This is a genomic window from Enterococcus haemoperoxidus ATCC BAA-382 (genome assembly GCF_000407165.1).
Lineage (GTDB): Bacteria > Bacillota > Bacilli > Lactobacillales > Enterococcaceae > Enterococcus_L > Enterococcus_L haemoperoxidus.
Map to the genome: position 1 here is coordinate 515,263 of NZ_KE136479.1, position 21,611 is coordinate 536,873.

A 21,611-nucleotide genomic window follows, 5' to 3' on the forward strand; every position below is an offset into this window, starting at 1 on the left:
GAGATAAAAAAATATTGTTTAATTCTTTTTTTCATGGTAGAATTTTTATCAAGTGATAAAAATGTTTGTTTTATTTTTTTAAGCATTTTTTTATCAACTGATAAAAAAGAGGTGGAGTCAATGTTTTTGGGTTTAGAAGAGATGAAGTATTTTAAGCTTAGGTACACATTAGTGATAGGTGTCATTGTATTGGTCGCGTATGTGGCTTTTATGCTTTCTGGTTTAGCCAATGGGCTTGCTCAAGGTGTGAGACAAGGTGTTGATCAGTGGGATGCAACGAGTATTATTTTATCTGAAGATGCGAATAAGAGTTTGAATGCTTCAAGTTTGGTTATGGATGATTTAAATCAGGTGGAAGCAGATAAAAAAGAACCACTTGGACAATACGCAGGTGCTTTAAATAAAGTCGGTCAAAACAAAGATGTGGATAAGATCAATATTTCTCTTTTTGGTGTGACTGAAAATAGTTCAATCAAACCTAAATTAGTTGAAGGACGATATTTTAAGAATTCGGGTGAAATCATCATTCCACAAAACTTGGTGGACAAAGGAATTATGCTAGGAGATAACGTAAAAATCGGAAAGCTAGATAAAGAGTTGAAAGTTGTTGGTATCACGAAACAAAACAGCTTTAGTATCGTACCATTGATTTATACATCGTTAAATCAATGGCAAGAGCTTAAATTTGGCAAAATCATTGAAGGAACTAAAGCCCCTATCAATGGAATTGTTGTCCGTTCTACTAAAACAAATGATATCAAGTTGCAAGATACAGACGATCATTTGGCAAAATATGAAATTAACGCATTTATCGAAAAATTACCTGGCTATAGTGAGCAAAACCTTACATTAAACGCGATGATCTATTTCCTATTTGTGATTACTGCAGCAATCATTGGAATTTTTATCTACGTGATGACTTTACAAAAAACAAGTTTATTCGGCGTAATGAAAGCGCAGGGAATCTCTAATGGGTATATTATCAAATCGATCATAGCTCAGACGTTCATTTTAGGCGTGATCGGTGTCTTGATTGGTGTGGTCTTGACCTTGCTGACAAACATTGTTTTACCTTCTGCGATGCCGTTTGAATTAGATAGTATGAATTTACTGGTTTATAGTATAGTGTTGATTATCGTTGCTGTACTAGGCGGTGTTTTCTCGATCCGCACAGTGACTCACGTTGATCCAATGAAAGCGATAGGAGGGTAAGAAAATGACTGATATTTTATTAATGGATGATATTCGTAAAGATTTTGGTAAAGGTCATGCAAAAGTTGAAGCATTAAAAGGAATTGATTTAAACGTTAAAGCTGGAGAATTTGTCAGTATCATTGGCCCATCAGGTTCTGGTAAAAGTACCTTTTTGACAATTGCAGGTGGCTTACAAACACCTACGTCTGGAACTATTATGATCAACGGCAAAGATTTTACCCATTTAAATGAAAAAAAACGCTCGCGATTACGTTTTGAGGAAATAGGGTTTATTTTACAAACGTCTAATCTAATCCCGTTTTTAACGGTAGAAAATCAATTTAAATTAGTCGACAAAATTGAAAAGAAAAAGACTGAAACAAAGCGAATCAATGATTTATTAACCTCTTTAGATATTGCTGATTTAATTCACAAATTTCCAAGAGACTTGTCGGGAGGAGAACGACAACGTGTGGCTATTGCTCGCGCATTGTTCAATGAACCAAGTTTGATTTTAGCAGATGAACCAACAGCGAGTCTAGATACGGAACATGCATATGAAGTTGTAAAAATTTTGGCAAAAGAAGCACATGAAAAACAAAAAGCAACGATCATGGTCACTCATGACCCTAGAATGATCGAATGGAGCGACAATGTTTATCGTATTGAAGATGGTGAACTGACAAAAGAGTAGTAAAACAGTAGAAAAGAAGGGAAATAAACAAAAAAAGTTTATTTCCCTTCTTTTTAAATTTAAGTGTTATAAAATTTGATTTTAGGTTATGATGATAGTGGAGAAAAGTAAGTGGTTGAATATACATGTAATTGGTATAATAAAACACAGAGTCAAATAACAGAAAGTGAGGCAGCACAATGGATAATCGAGTAGAAGTAATGACATTTTCACAATTAAAAAAACTTGTGGAAGAATTGGAAGCCAATAGCGCGATTAATGATAATACCAAAGTATTTATCGATACTGGTTGGGATAGTGTTCAAGAAGTTGAGCCAAATGCTTTTCATGTAGAAGACGTTGTGGAATTCAAAGTACAAGATGAGTTGACAAAAGAATTCTATGTTGGCTATACGTTGGTAGAAAAGGCAGAACGAATGCAAGCAGAAGGTCAAGCTGAAGTAGCTGTCATTATTAGAAATTTATATTAGAATTTTCGTGATTTTTAGTATATTTCGTTTCAAGCAAAATTTTTTCCTTTTTAAGGGATACACACTATTTCCCATTTACTATCATTTATTTCGGTAAGTGTTAAAATATGGGAAATAATCATTAGGAAGGTGGCGTTTCTTTTGACGAATCAAATTCCATTTCCAAAAAACTATGAACGGTTTATTGAGCTGGGACAAGAAGCAGTAAAACAAGATAATTTGATTGAAGCAGTTGATTATTATGAACAAGCTTACGCAATACGACAGGACTTTCCGTTGAATTTAGTGTTGGTAAACATGTATTTAGAAATAGGTGAAAACGAGCAAGCTTTATCGTTAGCTTCAGAAATGAAAGAAAAATATTTTGCTTATTTAGATTATTTGGAGATTTATATCCAAATTTTGATTCAAAATAATATGTTTATCCAAGCACATAGCATTATTAATGAACGAATTTTAATGGAACAAAGCGGAGAAATGAGAAAATTGATTTCTTTAAAAAAGAAAATTCGTCATGTTGAATTGATGTATCAGCAATTTGAAGTTGGCAAAATCAAAGAATTAAAAGAAGAATTGAATCATTTGAACAGGCATAATTACTATGAACAATTAGCAATAGTAAAAAAAGCTGGACAGTTGCCGCATGATGAATTTATTGTGATCGGGAAAAAAATCTTGTTAGATGAGCAAGTACATAATTTAGTTCGATCGTGGATACTGGAAGAACTTGTAAGCCTACACGTAAAAGAAGAAGTTGAATTTTTATGGAGGGATAACAAAAAATATACAGTTATTCCAGCAGCTGTAGGTGGACCGCTGGATTGTGCAGCCTATCAAAGAATTCTTCTTTTTTTAGAAAAAGAACTAATCAATGATAATCCAATTTTATTGGTGGATATCATGGAAGAAATACGGCTGCATTTTGCACTACTTTATCCGTTAGCAGATAAAATCATTGAGGACCCGAGGCTATGGGCTATAAGTTATATCATCTCGTATAATCATTCTATTGCCCAGAAATATCAAGTTGATAAAGACGGATCAGAAATCGAAAAAATTCAGATGATTCAAAGCAAGATTCGTTTTGAACTTGAAACGATGGTTTTGTAAAGATAAAAAGAAAAGAGTAAAGGGCGACTTCAAGCCTATTTACTCTTTTTTAGATAGAAATCAGCTGCCTATTTATTTTCTAGAGCTATAACTAATAAATAATAGCAGTAAAAATGAGAGCAGAAAATATAAAATTATACCACCTTGAATAAAGGTGATGATTAAAAATAAGAGCTGATAATCAATAGCTGTAAATTGATTAAAATAACGGTTCAAAATAAATTCTGTGAGTGCTAAAAGAAGTGAAATAACTAATAGCCTTGTATGATGCTGACTCAATCCTATTCACTACCTAACTATGATATTTATCAAAGAACCATAATAACACAAAAAAATAGTCTTTTTTTATCAGATTTTAAATGGATTCAATAGATAAATGAGAGAATATAAAAAAATGTCCATAATTTGAATCTTATTGTTAAGTAGAGATTGTGACAAATAAAAAAACACTATTCACTTGTAGTGTTCAGGGGGATGTTATCTTGTTTATAGCGACATCTGATTTTAAATTATGCTATAATTCTACATGTAGCAGTAAATCAATGGTTCAAAAAATGACGCGCCCTGAGGGAATCGAACCCCCGTCTCAAGAACCGGAATCTTACGTGATATCCACTACACTAAGGGCGCAAGCACGTTTACTAGTTTAGCTGATATTTTGATAAATTACAAGGGGGAGGACAAAAATAATGAAATTTGAGCAACATCAATCACAACAACAAAAACAAGTCCAAAAACTTGCAATGACCCAACAATTACAACAATCGATTCAGATTTTACAATACAATTCAGAAGAACTTTATGCCTACATAGAAGCCAAGTCGCTAGAAAATCCTTTGATCGACATTCAAACCGAGACAAATTATGGAGATTTCCCCAGCTCTAACAGCCGAACTTATACTAATGAAGAAAACAATTACTTAAATCAAATTCCTGATAACCACATGTCGCTTTTTGAATATTTGATTGATCAAATCCATTTAAATTATCGGGATACCTATCTACGAACACTGGTTTTATTTTTAGTTGAATATATTGATTTAAATGGCTATTTGATGATTGATCTAGAGGAAGCGTCTCTAAAAACAGGAGCCAAAGCAATCGAAATGTTGGATGCTTTGACATTGATTCAGCAATTAGATCCAGCAGGAGTTGGTGCAAGCGATTTACGAGAATGTTTGTTACTGCAGGTAGAACGTGATGATACAGCGCCAGACCTAGCCTATATTGTAATTGAAGAAGAGTTTGATCATTTGGCTAATCGTAAGTGGGGTTTGATCGCTAAAAAATTTGATGTAGAGCTGTCAGAGATTCAAACGATTTTTGATTACATTCAGACCTTGACCCCAGCCCCTGGAAGTATGTTTGAATCAACTTCTGGCTTATATATACGCCCAGATTTAACATTACGAATCAAGGAGAATCAATTAAAGGTTCTTTCCAATAAAACAGGTACGCCAACAATCCAGTTCCAACAAGCTTATTTTGAACGAATGGAAGCAACAGATGATAAAGAAGTTCAAGAGTACATCAAGGAAAAGAAAAACGAATTTGAATGGTTAGAAAAAACGATCATTCAACGTGGTGATACTATTTTAAAAGTGGGCACAGAAATTGTCCAACGCCAACAGCAATTCTTTTTTAAAGAAGATCGTCCGCTAAAACCGATGACCTTAAAAGAAATTGCAGAATCATTGAAAATTCATGAATCAACCGTTAGCCGAGCAGTCAATGGCAAATATTTAGAAACAGAATTTGGTGTTTTTGAACTTCGCTCATTTTTTTCGCATGGCTTATCAAATGAAACCACAGGAGAAGAAACCTCAACAAGCAGCATCAAAAAACAATTGCAAGCTTTAGTTGATAATGAAAATAAAGCAAAACCACTTTCAGATCAGAAATTGGTAGATTTGTTGAAAAAACAAGAAATCGAAATTTCTCGTCGTACTGTAACCAAGTATCGGGAGGCTTTGGGAATCCCAGCTTCATCTAAACGAAAACGATATGATGATTAAAAAAAGCATCTAACTTTTGAGGATAGCTCAAAGAGTTAGGCGCTTTTCTTTTATCATAGATTAAGGTTGCCAAACCAAATGTTCAGAAGGTAATCCATCTTCGACTCCTTGCCAAACAGAAACGAAATGATATTTTTCTAAAAGATGCTTTGATGCACCATTTTTTGGATCGATAATGGCATAAATCGTAGCAGCAGACAATGTTTTCGATTGTTCTATAAAGTCCAATAATATCGCAATTATTTGTGTGGCATAACCTTTGCCCCAGTGTTCTGGCAACAACATATAACCGATTTCTATTTTATTTTCCTCATCCCAAGACAATTTACCAAAACCAATATAGGTTTCTTGATCAAAAATTTTGTAGTAACCAGTCTGGTCATTATGCGCTTTATTATAAGCTAAAATCTTTTTGAAATTTTCAATGGCTTCATTTTCAGGTTCTGCTTTTTCAGTGATATAACGCATGACACGAATATCTTTTGTGAGAAGGGAGTAAAGTTGTTGATCGTTTTCTTGATAGAAATCGAATGTTAAATCTTTATGAATGGTCATTCTTTTCACCTATTTTCTTTGGATTTTTATCTAATCAATATAATAAAAAAACTATATCCAATAATATTGGGTACAGTTTTCAGTAAGCCACCTGACGGATTCGAACCGTCGACCCCCACCTTACCATGGTGGTGCTCTACCAGCTGAGCTAAGGCGGCAATATTAGTAATACAGATAACAGATTACCGTAGATAGTAAGGTTTGTCAATCAATTTCCACATCCAATAGCTGATCAAGATTTTTTCCAAAATTTGTTATATAACGAAAGCACAATTTGAGTCTATATTTAATTATCTTATTGACACAATTAAGCCCCTATTGATAAACTGAAACAAAGGGGAGAAAATAAATATGTTTATTGTTTGGGGTAGCAAAGGATTTGAAAAAGATTTAGGGGATACAGTGATTCAATGTGACTGTAGTCATTGTAACAACGAAGTAATCATGCAGGGAAAACAAATTGGACGAAAATTTACGTTATTTTGGATCCCAATTTTTAACACATCATCAAGTCATTACTTACTATGTCCAATTTGTGGATATGGAAAAGAAATGTCTAAAGATGTCTTGGAGCAGTACCTAGTTAGTCCTAGAGAAACAATTACTGAGTAAATAATAAAAAAAGATTTGACATGTAATTTATTTTCCAGTAGAATACAACGTAACAACAAATGAATAACAGTCCGTTGAAGAGAAGAGTAAATTTGGACGTGCTTTTGTAGAGAGTCTCGGTTGGTGAAAAGAGATAAGCGCATAAGAGTTGAAGATGGTCTCAGGAGGATAAGCTGTTGATATGTAAGCAGCTTCGGGAAAGCATCCGTTATCAAAGCGACAAGTTATAAGACTTGGTCTAAGAAAAGTAATCATGATTACTTTAAAACAAAGGTGGTACCGCGATTATTCGCCCTTTACTAGCAGCAGCTGGTAGAGGGCTATTTTTATGTTCATCAAGATTAAAAGTATAAGATTAACGGAGAAAATATTGATTCTTCAAACAACTAAATAATTAAAGCAATGAGATGGAAAGTACAGATAAGACGATATCTAACAGAGAGCTTGGGTAGCTGAAAACAAGCGGTAAACGAAATCTGGAAAATGGCCATTGAGCAGCGCTTCGAGTGAGAAATTCATAAGACAGCGACGGATGCACCCGTTAATGTGCTAGAGTATAATCGATCATTGATCGACGTACTTGATGAGGATATCTATGTGAGTGGATATCAAATAGAGGTGGTAGCACGCAAAAGCGTCCTCAAATGTATAATTTTATACATTTGAGGACGCTTTTTTCTTTTTATAAATAATAATAATGGAGGAACGATGCATGAGGAAAAAGTTTTTGAATATAGTGTTGATTTTGACGGGACTAGTCGCAATTACGGCATGCGGTCATGATGGAAATTCTGCTGTAAACAAAGAAAAAGAAGCAAAAATCATTCGAGTTGGGACTTCACCCGGTCCGTATAGCGAATTATTTTTAGAAGCAGTCAAACCCATCTTAGAAAAGGAGGGTTATCGGATAGAGCAAACCGAATTTACAGAACTAATCCAAGCAGATGTAGCCTTAACAGAGGGAGCAATTGATGTAAATGTTGACCAACATACTGCTTATCTGAATAACTTCAATGAGAACAAAGGAACTCATTTGGTTGGAATTACAGCGATTCCCACTGTTCCAGCAGGGGTGTTTCCGGGGAAAAGGGATACGTTAGATGAAGTAGAAGAAGGCGATAAAATAGGTATTCCTGATGATGCGTCAAATACTGCACGAGCCTTCAATCTTTTGCAAAAAGCAGGTTGGATCAAATTGAGAACAGGAATTGATCCAGTCAAGGCAACGAAAGAAGATATTGTTAATAATCCTAAGAATCTAGAACTGATTCAAATGTCATCGGCTCAAATTCCTAGAAGTTTAGCAGATCTAGATTTTGCGGTGATTCCAGGAAGCATTGTCTATAGTGCCAAGCTTGATCCAAAAGACAGTCTACTTTCAGAAGATGTGTTAAAAGACTATGAGTTAGTCGCAACGGTCGATGAAAAAAATTCAGAGAGCGTTTGGGCACAAGCTGTGGTGAAAGCCTATCATTCAGACGAGTTCAAAAAATACTTGAACGAACATAACCAAGGAAATTATTGGTTTATACCGAAAGAATTACAGGAGGAACAAAAATGATTGAATTAAAAAATATTAATGTCACCTTTTTTCAGAAAAAACAACAAATCGATGCAGTGAAAAATGTCTCCCTAACGATTGAAAAAGAAGATGTATTCGGCATTGTTGGCTATTCAGGGGCAGGAAAAAGTACCTTAGTTCGAGTAATCAATTTGCTTCAAAGGCCAAGCTCAGGCGAAGTTATTATCAACAATAAAAATATTCTTAGTTTTTCACCTAAAGAACTAAGAGCGCAGCGTAAAAATATCGGCATGATTTTCCAGCATTTTAATTTGATGAAGGAACGAACAATTTTTGCCAATGTTGATTTTTCTCTAAAGTATTCTGGCCTTTCAAAAGAACAACGAAAAGAAAAAATTGAACGATTGCTTGAACTAGTAGGACTTTCAGAGAAAAAAGACGCTTATCCTAGCCAATTATCAGGCGGGCAAAAACAACGGGTTGCCATTGCTAGAGCATTAGCCAATGATCCGGAAATATTATTGTGTGATGAAGCAACTAGCGCATTAGATCCTAAAACAACGATTCAAATTTTAGACTTATTAAAGAAGTTAAACAAAGAGTTAGGTTTGACGATTGTTCTGATCACGCATGAAATGCAAGTTGTGAAAGAAATTTGCAACAAAGTCGCTGTGATGGAAGATGGACAGGTGATCGAAGAAAATGATATTGTGTCGATTTTCAGTCAACCTAAAGAAGCCTTGACGAAGGACTTTATCCGAACGGCAACACATATCGATCAAGCGCTAGAAACAATTATACAGCATCCAAGTTTGACAAATCTGAGTGGAAATGAAGTGTTGGTAGAATTTTCTTATGTAGGGGAGCAAACAAGCGAACCGCTGATTGCTCAACTTTATAGCAAATATCATGTGGTTACGAATATTTTATATGGAAATGTAGAAATCTTGCAGCAAGTACCAATTGGCAATTTGATCGTCATTCTTTCGGGAGAAGAACACCAACGAGAAAAAGCATTGGACTTTTTACAAAAACAAGGTGTAAAAATCAAAGTGTTGAAAAAGAAAGAACCAGAAGAAAACATCATACCTTTACATGTTATCTAAATTAAATATAAAAAGGAGCGAATTATATGAAAGACGTTTTACAAAATTATTTTCCTAATGTCTTATTACTAAAACAAGAATTTATTGATAGCACGATCGAAACACTATACATGGTTTTTTGGACAGCGATCATTGCTGGAATTTTAGGAACGCTACTTGGTGTTGTACTTGTTGCAACAGGGCCAGAAGGCATTTTAAAGAATAATGTTCTTTATAATATTTTAGAAAAAATTATCAACATCTGTAGATCCATTCCCTTTATCATCATGTTGGCATTGATCCAGCCGATCACTCGTTTTTTAACAGGAACAACGATTGGAACAACGGCTGCTTTAGTCCCGTTGGTGATAGGGGTGATTCCATTTTTTGCACGTCAAATCGAAAACGCCTTATTAGAAGTTGATCCAGGTGTGATCGAAGCAGCGGAATCAATGGGAACAAGTCCTTTGGGAATTATTTTTAGAGTTTATTTAATTGAAGGCTTACCAAGTATTATCCGCGTTTCATCTGTTACAATCATCAATTTAATTGGTTTAACCGCAATGGCTGGCGCAATTGGCGCTGGTGGGTTAGGCAACTTAGCAATTACCAGAGGTTACAACCGATTCCAAACGGATGTGACAGTTGTCGCAACATTGATTATCTTAGTTTTAGTATTTGCCAGTCAGTTTATAAGTAACACATTGATTAAGAAAACATCACATTAAAAAAACGAAAAGAGGAAATTTAAATGAAAAAAACAATTAAAATTATTGGATTAGTTTTAACAGTTGGGTTTGCATTAGCAGGATGTTCTGCGGGGAGTGCCAAAAGTGAAAAGAATGAAGTCGTAAAATTAGGTGTTGTTGGTGCGAATAATGAAGTATTAGAATCAGTAAAGGAACGTTTGAAAGAGGATGGAATCGACCTTCAGCTTGTTGAATTTTCTGATTATACGCAACCAAATGCTGCATTAGCAGAGAAAGAAATTGATTTGAACTCATTCCAGCATCAGATTTTCTTAGATAACTATAATGCAGAACACAAAACAGAGCTTGTGTCGATTGGGAATACGGTTAGTGCGCCATTAGGTATTTATTCTTCTAAAATTAAAGATGTCAAAGAGTTAAAAAAGGGTGCTGAAATCGCAATTCCAAATGATGCGACAAATGGCGGTCGAGCGTTATTGTTATTACAAAGTGCTGGGCTAATTAAAGTGGATCCTGCGAAGAAGCAAACACCAACCGTAAGTGATGTTACAGAAAATAAATTAGATTTAAAAATAACAGAATTAGATGCATCACAAACGGCTAGAGCACTTCAAGATATCGATGCATCGGTGATCAATAGTGGAATGGCTGTAGATGCTGGTTTTGTCCCAACAAAAGATGCGATTTTCTTAGAACCTGTGGATGAAACATCAAAACCTTATGTCAATATCATTGTTGCACGTAAAGCAGATAAAGAAAATAAAACATACAATAAAGTAGTCGACACCTATCAACAAGAAGAAACAAAAAAAGTCATCGAAGAAACATCAAAAGGGTCAAGTATTCCAGCATGGGAAACATTCGGCAGAAAATAAGAGGAGGACGATAAAATGACTATAGTAACGAAACAATCGATCAAAGAAGAAATTCAGCAAAATGCAGATGAAGTGATCGCTTTAAGACGTCATTTCCATCAATATCCGGAAGCTAGTTTAAAGGAATTTGAAACAATCAAACGAATCAAAGAAGAACTGAACAAGCTGTCTATTCCATTCGAAGAAGTAGGAGAAACTGGAGTACTTGGAACAATCGTCGGAGGAAAAGCTGGTAAAACAATCATTTTAAGAGCTGATATTGATGCTTTAGAATTAGAAGATGCAACAGGGAAAAAATACCAATCTAAAAATCCTGGGTTAAATCATGCATGTGGTCATGATGGTCACGCTGCAGCATTGTTAGGCGCCGCAAAAGTTTTGAAAAATCATAAAGACGAGTTTGCTGGAACAATTAAATTAGCCTTTCAACCAGCAGAAGAAATTGGTGCTGGCGCTTGTCAATTTGTCGATGGTGGTTTTGTAGATAATATCGATCAAGTTTTTGGTATCCATTTAGATTCAAGTGTTCCTGTGGGGAAATTAGTCGCGACTAAAGGAGCCACAAATGCTTCTTGTGATATATTTAAAATTGAAGTTGAAGGCTTAAGCAGTCATGTGGCGCAACCAAATGTTGGACGGGATGCTGTATTAGCAGCGGCAAGTATTGTCGTAGAACTACAGAAAATAGCTGCAAGAGAAGTTAGTCCGTTAGATCCTATTGTCGTTGGAATCGGCGTACTTGATGCTGGAACTAGATATAATATTGTGGCCAACCATGCTAAAATAGAAGGAACAGTCCGAGCATTTAGTCATGAGACACGTGCATTTGTTTTAAAACGTGTGGAAGAGATTGCAAATCAAATTGCGGAAGCCCATCGAACAAAAATTTCGTCTTTTACTATTCATGATGCAGCAGGACCTTTGATCAACGATGATGCTGCAACTGAATTAGCACAAAAAGTAGCAGCAGGAATAGTTGGAAATGAGAATGTCGTTACAGATCATACTAAGAGTTTAGGTGCAGATGATTTTGCTGATTTTTTACTCAAAGCACCTGGCGTTTATGGTCGAGTAGGAACACGAAATTTAGACAATCCGGATACACAATATGGCCATCATCATGAAAAATTTGATATCGATGAAGCTGGATTGGCGTTAGCAACAGAATTTCATGTGCGTTATGCACTGACGTATTTAAATTCAATCGGATAGTAACATGTAAAAGCATAATTATTGAAGTATTATAGACTTTAATAATTATGTTTTTTATTGCACTTGGAAAAAAGAAACGTCTAAAGATAAAAATAAAACGATTCAGCACATTGTACAAAGAGGATAGAAGATATAGCAACATTCTTGCTTTTCAAAACAATTATGTTAAACTATTTTTTGTAAAGAAAGGTGATTAAGAATGTTTTTTCTTTCAGATAAATTTGTGAAAAGAAGTAGCTCCCGACAAATGAATGTGATGAAGCATTGTTGTGGAGCCTAATAAAATGAATGCTTCATCGTCTAAATAAATACTGAATTTTTGAGACTAAGTTGTAGTCTTATTTAGTGTTGCTTTTGACGATGATCTTGATTTTTATAGTGCTAATCAAAGGACAACGTGTTTCGTGCGTTGTCCTTTGTTGATACTGACAAGGGATAGATAGGTGGGGCCTATTCGATCGCTTGTTTTTTTGATTTGATAAATAAACGACCTTTCAGCTAAACGTACGAAATTGATGTTTAAGCAGCTTTAACTATTGAATAGATAAAACAGATATTTACTATGATTTACAACGAATGAACAGCAAAGAGATCAAAAAAATCTTTGTGAAAACGGAAAAGAGGAAAAATTATGAATCTATTAACAATCGAACACTTAACACAACGATTTGGTGAAAAAATTCTTTATGAAGACGCATCGCTTCGCGTCAATAGAGGAGACCATATGGGGTTAACAGGTCAAAATGGTGTAGGAAAATCAACCTTAGTCAAGATTTTAACAGGTGAAATTTTGGCAGACGATGGAACGATCGTATGGCAAAATAATACAAAAATTGGTTACTTGGATCAATATGTTGAAGTCATTGGGAACAGTACAATCAATGAATTTCTACATCAAGCATACAAACCGTTATACGAAATCGAAAGCAAAATCAATGAACTATACACTGAATATGGTGAAACTGGTGCAGAGAAATTATTAGAACGAGCTGGGAATTTACAAACTCAGCTAGATGAAAGTGATTTTTATCAAATCGATACAATCATCAATGATCTTGCCAATGGTCTGGGAATTGAAGCAATTGGATTAGACCGTCCAATGAATGAATTAAGTGGTGGGCAACGATCTAAAGTTATTTTAGCGAAGCTACTCTTAGAAGAACCAGATGTTTTACTATTAGATGAACCGACAAATTATTTAGATGATACTCATATTCAGTGGCTAATCAATTATTTAAATGGTTTTGATGGAACCTTTATTTTGGTTTCTCATGATTTTCATTTTTTAAATGCTGTGACAAATTGCATCTGTGACATTGAATTTGGCAAATTAACGAAATATACAGGAAATGTGGAAAAATCATTTGCTCAAAAAGAACAAAACAAAGAAAGCTATTTAAAACAATACCATGCCCAACAAGCAAAAATAGAAAAGGCGGAGGCTTATATTCGAAAATACAAAGCAGGGAATCGTGCAACCATGGCGAAAAGTCGTCAAAAGCAATTAGACCGAGTGGAGCGTATGGCACCACCAGGTAGTTTAGTAAAACCACAAATTCAGTTTCCCTATCAACCGATCGTGGCAAGTTTAGCATTGATCACAGATGAATTAGTGATTGGGTATGCTGAACCTTTATTAGCACCGATCAATCTATCTGTTCACAGTGGAGAAAAAGTGGCAATCAAGGGTTTTAATGGGATTGGTAAATCAACCTTGATCAAAACATTAACGGGTAAAATCAACCCAATCAGTGGTGAATACCAATATCCATCAAATACAAGGGTTGCTTACTTCTCACAAGATTTGACGTGGGAAAATGATTATTTGACCCCTTTAGCTTATTTAAGTGATCGATTTCCTAAAAAAACAGTGAAAGAAATTCGCACATACTTAGCAAAATGTGGACTACCAGATAAGTTAGTAAATCAGCAATTGCGTTTATTAAGTGGCGGAGAGCAGACGAAAGTAAAACTAAGTGAATTGACGATGGATACAAGTAACATTATTTTCTTAGATGAACCAACGAATCATATCGATGCAGCAGCAAAAGAGAGCTTACGTCAAGCAATTCAACAATTTCAGGGAACGGTCATTATTGTTTCGCATGAAGAAGAATTTTATACAGATATTACAGATCGTGTAATCAATATCGAAGAATTGATACAATGAAAAAAACTGCTTCTGACCTTTTAAACAAGGTCAGAAGCAGTTTTTTATTTCATCAATCCATCATGAATTTTATCTAAATTCCATTTCATCATAGCGTAATAACTATCGCCATCTTCGCCTTTTTTAGCAATGGAATCAGTGAAAATCGTACTGTAAATTGGTAAATCTGTTTCTTTTGACACACGTTCCATGCTACGTTTGTCTACACTTGTTTCAACAAACAAAGCAGGGACTTTTGTTTTGTGGATTTGATCGATGATTTGTTTCATTTGATCAGGTGTTCCTTGGCTTTCTGTATTGATTTCCCAAATATAGGCAGCTGTTAATCCGTATGCTTTAGAGAAATATTTAAAGGCACCTTCACTTGTAACCAGTAGTTTTTTATTTTCTGGAATATCTGCGAACTTTTCTTTTGCTTCTTTGTCTAAAGCAGCTAGTTTTTCAATGTATTCTTTCGCATTTTTTTCATAGGTTTCTTTATTTTTAGGGTCTTTTTCACTTAATGTGTCCCTGATTGATTCCACATAAGAAATACCGTTTTGGATATCTAACCAAGCATGTGGATCTTGCTCATTTTCTTGCCCAGCACTGGTTAAATACATTGGTTCGACTTGTTTACTTACGGAGAAAAAGTCTTGATCTTCTTTTTTCTTAGCTGTTTCCATCAGCTTGTTGAACCAACCATTTCCGCCTGTTTCTAAGTTAAGTCCGTTGAAGAATAAAACGTCTGCTTCAGAGGCTTTGGCAACATCTTCTGGCAATGGTTCATATTCATGCGGGTCTGTTCCAACAGGCACGATACTGTGTAGATTGACTAAATCTTTTCCAACATTATCGACCATATCGGCAAGAATCGAGTTCGTTGCAACAACATTGATTTTTTCTTTGTCTGAGGTATCTGCAGACTTAGACTGACAAGCAGCTAGTAAAAATAAACTAGCGAGTGCTGTGATAAAAAGTATTTTTTTTCTCATAAAGTTGGTTCCTCCGTTTTTAGTTTATTGACAAAAAATAGTCCTTTTTTAGGTGAAAATAGAAACGCGATAACGAAAAATGCTGCAGCGGTTAAAACGATTGTCGCACCTGATGCTAAGTTATACGAATAACTAAAGAATAAGCCGATGATTGAACTTAGAATTCCAAAAAGTGAAGCTAAGGTAATCATTGTAGGCAGGTGGTTGGTCAGCAAGTAGGCAGTAGCAGCAGGTGTGATCAACATGGCGATCACTAAAATTGTTCCAACTGTTTGTAAAGAAGAAACAGCAACTAATGTTAATAAAAACATCAGAGCGTAATGGAAAAATTGAACATTTAATCCGTATGCTTGTGCCATTGTTGGATCAAAAGAAGTAATTTGCAATTCTTTATAGAATAATCCAACAAAAATCAACACGATGATCCCAACAATTGCGGTAATCAAAATATCAGAATCTCGAACCGCTAAAACATTTCCAAAGAGAATGTGATAAAGATCAGTCGAGCTTTTTGCGAAAGAGATCATAATGATTCCTAAAGCAAAAAATGAACTGAAAACGACACCGATCGCTGTATCATTTTTCAATTGACTTTTTTGCGTAATAAACCCAATCAATAAAGCAGCTAAAATACCAAAGATCGAAGCGCCAAAGATATAATTGACACCAAACATATAAGAAGCCGCTACCCCAGGAAGTACAGCATGTGAAATTGCATCCCCCATCAAGGACATTCCTCGTAAAACAATAAATGAGCCAATGATTCCTGAAACCAATCCAACAATGATCGAAGTGATCAAAGCGTTTTGTAGAAATTGGTAACGAACCAACCCATCAATAAAATTTGCTATCATGCGTCAGCCACTCCTTTGATAATAATATCGCCCATTGTGTCACCGTATGCTAATTGAATGTTTTTATTGGTAAAAGTTGTTACAACAGGGCCATTTGCGATTAGTTTTTTCTTCAAAATGATTACATCGTCAAAATAATGAGCCACTTTATGAAGGTCATGATGTACGATCAAAATGGTTTTTCCAGCTTCTTTTAATTGTTTTAAAATATCCATGATGACTTTTTCACTCGTCATATCTATGCCTACAAATGGTTCATCTAAAATAATGATATCTGCTTTTTGTGCAAGTACTCGAGCGATGAATACTCGCTGTAATTGTCCACCTGATAATTCACCAATCTGACGCTTAGCAAATTCTTCTAATTGAACTGTTTTTAGTGACGCTAAAGCCTCTTCTTTTTCTTTTTTCCCAGGACGCTTCATGATTCCAAGTTTTGGATAAGTTCCTAAAAGAACGACCTCTAATACATTGATAGGGAAAGACAAATCTAATGCACTACGTTGTTCGACGTAAGCGATTCTTTTCTTTTGAGTATTAAGAGGTTGGTCTCCTATAAATACCGTTCTAGAATCTGCCTTAAGCAATCCTAGCATGCCTTTTAGAAAAGTAGATTTTCCTGCACCATTTGGACCGATGATTCCAGTGATTTTCCCAGCAGGAACTTGTAAAGAAATATCGACTAAGGCTTTTTGACCTTGATAACTAACTGTTAAATGTTCGATTGTAAGATTATTATTATTTATAGACATAAAAAAACCTCCTTTTTAGGTTTGCCTTAAAATAAGTATATGATAAACTTAAATTAAAATCAATCCATTTTTTAGGTTTGCCTAAAAACGATACGAAAAAAGCTAGGAAACAAGTATTGTCTCCCAGCTTTTGTCAGATCATTGACTAATTATAAGGTCCTAATAAGTTAAAACTAGTACTCGCTAATTCTCCTTGATTTTTACCTTTAGAGGGTTGATTTGAAAGGAGAATCACTGCATTTTTTCGATCTTTTGAAATCATTGCGGTTGATTCAAAACCTTCTTCTGCTCCATGTCCTTTGATATAATTAGGGTAATTATAAATACCGCCCATATATTTTTTTAATGTATCAGAAGTCCAGAGTTGATCTATCGTTTTTTGATCAATAAACGTTCCTTCAAGCAAGTTTGAGTAGAATAAGTAGAGATCGCCAACACTCATCCCGATATTTCCTGTACCAACTTCTTGGTCAAACAGTAAAGGGTCGTCGCTAATCTCAGATGTAACACCTGTTTCATCTGGTTTTTTATAGGCGTACGTTCGGTTTAGTGAGTTTAGGAAATCATCATAAAAAAATGTATTTCGCAACTGTAAATTCTTGATAAAGGTTTGCTCAAAAAGTGTGCGATATGATATATTGGTTAATTTTTCTAAAATCCCAGCTAAAATTCGATAATTGACTGCCTCGTATTTGTATTTACCATAAATACCCATTGCAGCATTTGAAATCGAAAAGCGAAGGAATTCATCATCAGACATTCGAACTTTAGGTTGTTCTTTTTGATACAATCCAGAACACATAGAAAGTAACTGACGGATTGTTATTTTGAAACTATCTGCTATATCAGGATAGAATTTGTCTAGGGTATCATCAAGAGATAGTTTTCCTGCTTGAACTTGCTGTAAAATTAAAACAGCAGTCATACCTTTTTGAATGGAACCAATTTGAAAATTCGATTGATACGTGTTTGGTAATTTTTTCGCTATATTTGCATCTCCAAATCCTTTTTGTAAAATAATTTGCCCGTTGTGAATAACTAAAGCAGATCCAACAAATTGATTTTCTGTTAACTTTTGATCAATCCCTTTAGCCAAATCTGAATCAGGGCGTACCTCTTGATTGAAGTTTTCTGCTTGTTGGGCATCTTTAGTGAGTATAGCCGATGATTGCGTGGTTTTGCTTGTCGACTCATTTGTAGATTTAGTAGGACTGGTATGATTTTGAAAAAATAAAAGATATACTTCTAAGCCGACAAGAAAAATTAAAATAAATAAAACGATTGTTGGTATCAAGAGATTACTTTTTTTGCGATGTTTGTTTTGATGCATGAGTCGATCACCTCCGAGTATCCTTTATTTTTGCTCATTGACTATAGAAAATCAAGGTGATCCTAAGCGATTTGACGAACAGTTTTGTAAGCACGAAATTTCTTCGTTTAATCGTCGAATTTTTTTCAACTATTTGTCACAAGTTAGAAAAAGATCCATGATTTTTTTTAGAATCAGTGGTAAAATAGAATATGAAGTTTCAAATTAGTAAGAATAGAAAAATATCTAGATCACGGAGGAAATCATGACCCAAAAATACCAGGATAAAACATTACGAATCTTTAGTTTGAATGCCAATCGTCCTTTAGCAGAGAAAATTGCTGAAGTTGTCGGGACTGAACTGGGAAAAAGCACGGTACGCCAATTTAGTGATGGAGAGATTCAAATCAATATTGAAGAGAGTATTCGTGGGGACCATGTTTTTCTTGTTCAGTCGACCAATCTTCCAGTCAATGATAATTTGATGGAATTGTTGATCATGATTGATGCATTAAAACGAGCAAGTGCTAAAACAATTAATGTGGTGTTACCTTATTATGGATATGCCAGACAGGACCGAACAGCTAAACCAAGAGAACCGATCACAGCGAAATTAGTTGCTAATCTATTGGAAGAAGCTGGTGCTACACGAGTGCTGACATTGGATTTACATACAGTTCAAGTCCAAGGATTCTTCGATATTCCAGTAGATAATTTATTTACGATGCCGCTATTTGCGCATAATTATCGCCAGCAACAATTGACAGGTGAAGACATCGTAGTCGTTTCACCTAAAAATAGTGGTGTACAGCGTGCCCGAAGTTTATCTGAGTATTTAGATGCAACACTAGCGATCATTGACCAAGATGAAGTTGATGGTGTGCGCTCAGGATATGTTATTGGAGAGGTCAAAGGCAAGACGTGTATTTTAGTTGATGATATTTTAAATTCAGGTAGTACGATGACAACTGCCGCTGAGATTTTAAAAGAGAATGGCGCAAAATGCATTTACGCCTGTGCTTCTCATGGTTTATTGTCTAAAGGTGCTAAAGAGACGTTAGATGCTTCACCAATTGAACAAATTTGTGTGACTGATTCTGTATTTATCTCTGAAGACCGTAAACCAGAAGCCTTGAATATCGTTTCTTGTGCTGAACTGATGGGTGAAGCAGTAAAAAGAATTCATGAAAATACACCAATGAGTCCGCTATTTCGTTTAGAAGAAAAATAATAATAATAATCTGTTTAAACCAAGAAAGAAGTTCAGCTATTGCTTTAGACTGAACTTCTTTTTAGTATTTATTTTGATTGATTAAAACGTACTTATGACAAATGTTACGAGTAAAAGAAAGGGACTAAACATATGAACGAACAGAAAAAGGGTATTTTGTTAGGATTTATCGCTTATGTATTTTGGGGGATCATTCCAATTTATTGGAAGTTGCTGCCAACAGTTGATCCTTTAGATATCTTATGTTATCGGATTGTCTGGTCATTTTTATTTATGATCGTTTATATTTTGATTACAAAAAAATGGGCATTATTTTTAGCCGAAGTCAAAATTGTATTACAGGATAAGAAAAAATTATTTGCTATTATTTGTGCAGCTATATTGATTTCAGTGAATTGGTTTACCTTTATTTACACAGTTAGTCAAGGACATGTTACTCAAGCTAGTTTGGGGTATTATATGAATCCTCTAGTGAATGTTTTGCTAGCAACATTGATTTTGAAAGAAAAATTGAGTCGTTCAGGAATGATCGCTTGTGGACTAGCTTTGGCAGGTGTTCTTTTATTAACGATCCAAACGGGAGAAATTCCTATTGCCCCCTTAGTTATGGCTGTAACGTTTAGTTTTTATGGCTTGATCAAAAAAGGCGTGACGGTAAGCTCATATACTGGTTTGACGATTGAGACCTTTGTCATTTTTCCAGTTGCTCTGATTTATCTAGTTTTCTTTTCACGACAAGGGTTTATGAATTATGAAGTATCCACTAATGTATTGTTGATGGGAGCAGGTATCGTTACAGCGATTCCGTTATTACTTTTCGCACAAGCGGCAAAACAAATTTCTTATATTATTCTAGGATTCATTCAATATGTAGGGCCAACATTAATGTTGATATCTGCACTATTTCTATACCACGAACCTTATTCAGTAGATCAATTTATCGCATTTGGTTTTATTTGGGCAGGGATAGCAGTCTTTACGTATGGCAATATTTATACGTATCGCAAGGAAAAACGCTTTGTTAAATAAGTAGTGTAAGAACCAATCTTTGAGGAACAGTGTGAGGTATGTTAAAATAATTCCAATTAAAATGATTCAGAAAGGACGAGTTCAGTGGAACCCATTTATTTAGATCACGCAGCAACAACTCCAACACATCCAGCAGTTATTGAGATAATGGCCAGTGAATTGGCCAATACGTTTGGTAATCCGTCTAGTATCCATACATTTGGCAGAAAGGCGCATCGTGCATTAGAAGATATCCGGCAAGTGATTGCAACAAGCCTTAAAGTCAAACCTCATGAAATCATCTTTAATAGCGGTGGTACTGAAGGAGATAATACAGCAATCATTGAAACAGCACTTTCTAGAAAAGCGCAAGGAATGCACCTGATCACAACGGCAATTGAGCACCCAGCTGTTTTGGAAACAATGAAGTATTTGGAAGGTCTAGGATTTGAAGTAACCTATCTGCCTGTTGATGAGCATGGAGAATTGGCAATGACAGATCTTGAAAATGCGTTACGAGAAGATACAACATTGGTTTCTGTGATGTACGGCAATAATGAAATTGGCAATTTGTTACCAATCAAAGAAATTGGAGAATTACTAAAAATTCATCCAGCAGTTTTTCATACAGATGCTGTCCAAGCATATGGTTCTGAACTGATTTCACCTCATGAACTTGGGGTCGATTTGTTAAGTATTGCGGCTCATAAAATCAATGGGCCAAAAGGTGTCGGTTTCTTATTTAAAAATGATGCTATTTCATTGCCTTCATTTTTACATGGTGGGGAGCAGGAAGAAAAACGTCGAGCTGGAACAGAAAATTTAGCTGGTATTGCAGGGATGGGCAAGGCGGTTGAGCTTTTGACTGAAAGTGAAAAACAACGACGACATGAAAAATATGCTGAGTTTGAACGTATTATTTTAACACAATTAGATAAAGCGCAAATTTCTTATCAAATCAATGGTAATCCTGAAAATAAGCTAGCTCATATTCTGAATTTACGATTTCTAGATGTTCCAAGTGATTTATTATTGATGCACTTAGATCTTCAAGGTGTAGCAATCTCGACAGGTTCAGCTTGTACTGCTGGAACAGTAGATCCTTCTCATGTTTTAGAAGCGATGTATGGTAAGAATCATCCTGCAATCAAGGAATCTGTTCGAATCAGTTTTGGATTAGGCAATGATGAAGAGCAAATTCAACGATTCACAGCAATATTAATTGAAACAATTCAAAAAATTAAGCAGTAATTTAAGAA

At 35.1% G+C, this 21,611-nt stretch carries 20 protein-coding genes, 2 tRNA genes and 2 other annotated features; of the genes, 15 read left to right on the forward strand and 7 right to left on the reverse strand.

Annotated features, from left to right (window positions below; all coding sequences use genetic code 11):
* Positions 1-120: 120 nt before the first annotated feature.
* From I583_RS02465 to I583_RS02480, 4 genes are all read left to right on the forward strand, one after another.
* On the forward strand, positions 121-1,212 hold the full coding sequence (locus I583_RS02465) for an ABC transporter permease (RefSeq protein ID WP_010762974.1): 1,092 nt from the start codon (positions 121-123) through the stop codon (positions 1,210-1,212).
* Between the two features lie 4 nt (positions 1,213-1,216).
* Positions 1,217-1,888, forward strand: a complete 672-nt coding sequence (locus tag I583_RS02470) for an ABC transporter ATP-binding protein (RefSeq protein ID WP_010762975.1) — start codon at positions 1,217-1,219, stop codon at positions 1,886-1,888.
* Positions 1,889-2,067: 179 nt separating this feature from the next.
* Positions 2,068-2,358 (forward strand): hypothetical protein, encoded by a 291-nt coding sequence (locus I583_RS02475; protein WP_010762976.1) that lies wholly within the window; start codon positions 2,068-2,070, stop codon positions 2,356-2,358.
* Positions 2,359-2,499: 141 nt separating this feature from the next.
* Entirely contained in the window at positions 2,500-3,468 is a 969-nt protein-coding gene (locus I583_RS02480) for a tetratricopeptide repeat protein (RefSeq protein WP_010762977.1), read from the forward strand.
* Positions 3,469-4,026: 558 nt separating this feature from the next.
* Here the strand turns inward: I583_RS02480 and I583_RS02485 are convergent.
* Positions 4,027-4,098: transfer RNA gene (locus tag I583_RS02485), tRNA-Arg, on the reverse strand.
* A gap of 59 nt (positions 4,099-4,157) precedes the next feature.
* Between I583_RS02485 and rpoN the strand changes: the two genes are divergently transcribed.
* Positions 4,158-5,483 (forward strand): RNA polymerase factor sigma-54, encoded by a 1,326-nt coding sequence (gene rpoN / locus I583_RS02490; protein ID WP_010762978.1) that lies wholly within the window; start codon positions 4,158-4,160, stop codon positions 5,481-5,483.
* Between the two features lie 60 nt (positions 5,484-5,543).
* Here the strand turns inward: rpoN and I583_RS02495 are convergent, their stop codons facing one another.
* Positions 5,544-6,038, reverse strand: a complete 495-nt coding sequence (locus I583_RS02495) for a GNAT family N-acetyltransferase (protein ID WP_010762979.1) — start codon at positions 6,036-6,038, stop codon at positions 5,544-5,546.
* An 85-nt stretch (positions 6,039-6,123) separates the two neighbouring features.
* Positions 6,124-6,196 (reverse strand) — tRNA-Thr (locus tag I583_RS02500).
* A gap of 193 nt (positions 6,197-6,389) precedes the next feature.
* Between I583_RS02500 and I583_RS02505 the strand changes: the two genes are divergently transcribed.
* From I583_RS02505 to I583_RS02535, 7 genes are all read left to right on the forward strand, one after another.
* Positions 6,390-6,650, forward strand: coding sequence for a hypothetical protein (locus tag I583_RS02505; RefSeq protein WP_010762980.1), 261 nt, complete (start codon positions 6,390-6,392; stop codon positions 6,648-6,650).
* A 65-nt stretch (positions 6,651-6,715) separates the two neighbouring features.
* Positions 6,716-6,950: a binding site (T-box leader), on the forward strand.
* A 93-nt stretch (positions 6,951-7,043) separates the two neighbouring features.
* Positions 7,044-7,295, forward strand: a binding site (T-box leader).
* Between the two features lie 67 nt (positions 7,296-7,362).
* Positions 7,363-8,211, forward strand: a complete 849-nt coding sequence (locus I583_RS02510; protein WP_010762981.1) for a MetQ/NlpA family ABC transporter substrate-binding protein — start codon at positions 7,363-7,365, stop codon at positions 8,209-8,211.
* Positions 8,208-9,278 (forward strand): methionine ABC transporter ATP-binding protein, encoded by a 1,071-nt coding sequence (locus tag I583_RS02515; RefSeq protein WP_010762982.1) that lies wholly within the window; start codon positions 8,208-8,210, stop codon positions 9,276-9,278. The genes I583_RS02510 and I583_RS02515 overlap by 4 nt, the downstream gene beginning before the upstream one ends.
* Positions 9,279-9,304: 26 nt before the next feature.
* On the forward strand, positions 9,305-9,985 hold the full coding sequence (locus tag I583_RS02520) for a methionine ABC transporter permease (RefSeq protein WP_010762983.1): 681 nt from the start codon (positions 9,305-9,307) through the stop codon (positions 9,983-9,985).
* A gap of 23 nt (positions 9,986-10,008) precedes the next feature.
* Positions 10,009-10,842 carry a MetQ/NlpA family ABC transporter substrate-binding protein gene (locus I583_RS02525; protein ID WP_010762984.1) on the forward strand — a complete coding sequence of 278 codons (834 nt, stop codon included), beginning with the start codon at positions 10,009-10,011 and terminating at the stop codon, positions 10,840-10,842.
* 15 nt (positions 10,843-10,857) lie between these two features.
* Entirely contained in the window at positions 10,858-12,054 is a 1,197-nt protein-coding gene (locus tag I583_RS02530; RefSeq protein WP_010762985.1) for an amidohydrolase, read from the forward strand.
* A 631-nt stretch (positions 12,055-12,685) separates the two neighbouring features.
* A complete protein-coding gene (locus I583_RS02535; RefSeq protein ID WP_010762986.1) occupies positions 12,686-14,224 on the forward strand; it encodes an ABC-F family ATP-binding cassette domain-containing protein in 1,539 nt (512 codons plus the stop codon).
* Between the two features lie 44 nt (positions 14,225-14,268).
* Here I583_RS02535 and efaA read toward each other — a convergent pair whose 3' ends face one another.
* The 4 genes from efaA to I583_RS02555 form a co-directional block, all read right to left on the reverse strand.
* Positions 14,269-15,198, reverse strand: a complete 930-nt coding sequence (efaA, locus tag I583_RS02540) for an Mn/Fe ABC transporter substrate-binding lipoprotein EfaA (RefSeq protein WP_010762987.1) — start codon at positions 15,196-15,198, stop codon at positions 14,269-14,271.
* Entirely contained in the window at positions 15,195-16,052 is an 858-nt protein-coding gene (locus tag I583_RS02545; RefSeq protein ID WP_010762988.1) for a metal ABC transporter permease, read from the reverse strand. Before I583_RS02545 ends, efaA begins: the two co-directional genes overlap by 4 nt.
* Positions 16,049-16,804 (reverse strand): metal ABC transporter ATP-binding protein, encoded by a 756-nt coding sequence (locus I583_RS02550; RefSeq protein ID WP_010762989.1) that lies wholly within the window; start codon positions 16,802-16,804, stop codon positions 16,049-16,051. The genes I583_RS02545 and I583_RS02550 overlap by 4 nt, the downstream gene beginning before the upstream one ends.
* 145 nt (positions 16,805-16,949) lie before the next feature.
* Positions 16,950-18,134 (reverse strand): serine hydrolase domain-containing protein, encoded by a 1,185-nt coding sequence (locus I583_RS02555; protein WP_010762990.1) that lies wholly within the window; start codon positions 18,132-18,134, stop codon positions 16,950-16,952.
* A gap of 244 nt (positions 18,135-18,378) precedes the next feature.
* On the opposite strand from I583_RS02555, the gene I583_RS02560 reads away from it, so the two are divergent.
* The 3 genes from I583_RS02560 to I583_RS02570 all read left to right on the forward strand — a co-directional run bounded on the left by I583_RS02560 (position 18,379) and on the right by I583_RS02570 (position 21,603).
* Positions 18,379-19,344, forward strand: a complete 966-nt coding sequence (locus I583_RS02560; protein WP_010762991.1) for a ribose-phosphate diphosphokinase — start codon at positions 18,379-18,381, stop codon at positions 19,342-19,344.
* Positions 19,345-19,476: 132 nt separating this feature from the next.
* Complete coding sequence (rarD, locus tag I583_RS02565) at positions 19,477-20,373, forward strand: EamA family transporter RarD (RefSeq protein ID WP_010762992.1); 897 nt, start codon at positions 19,477-19,479, stop codon at positions 20,371-20,373.
* Positions 20,374-20,457: 84 nt separating this feature from the next.
* Complete coding sequence (locus I583_RS02570) at positions 20,458-21,603, forward strand: cysteine desulfurase family protein (protein WP_010762993.1); 1,146 nt, start codon at positions 20,458-20,460, stop codon at positions 21,601-21,603.
* Positions 21,604-21,611 lie beyond the last annotated feature (8 nt).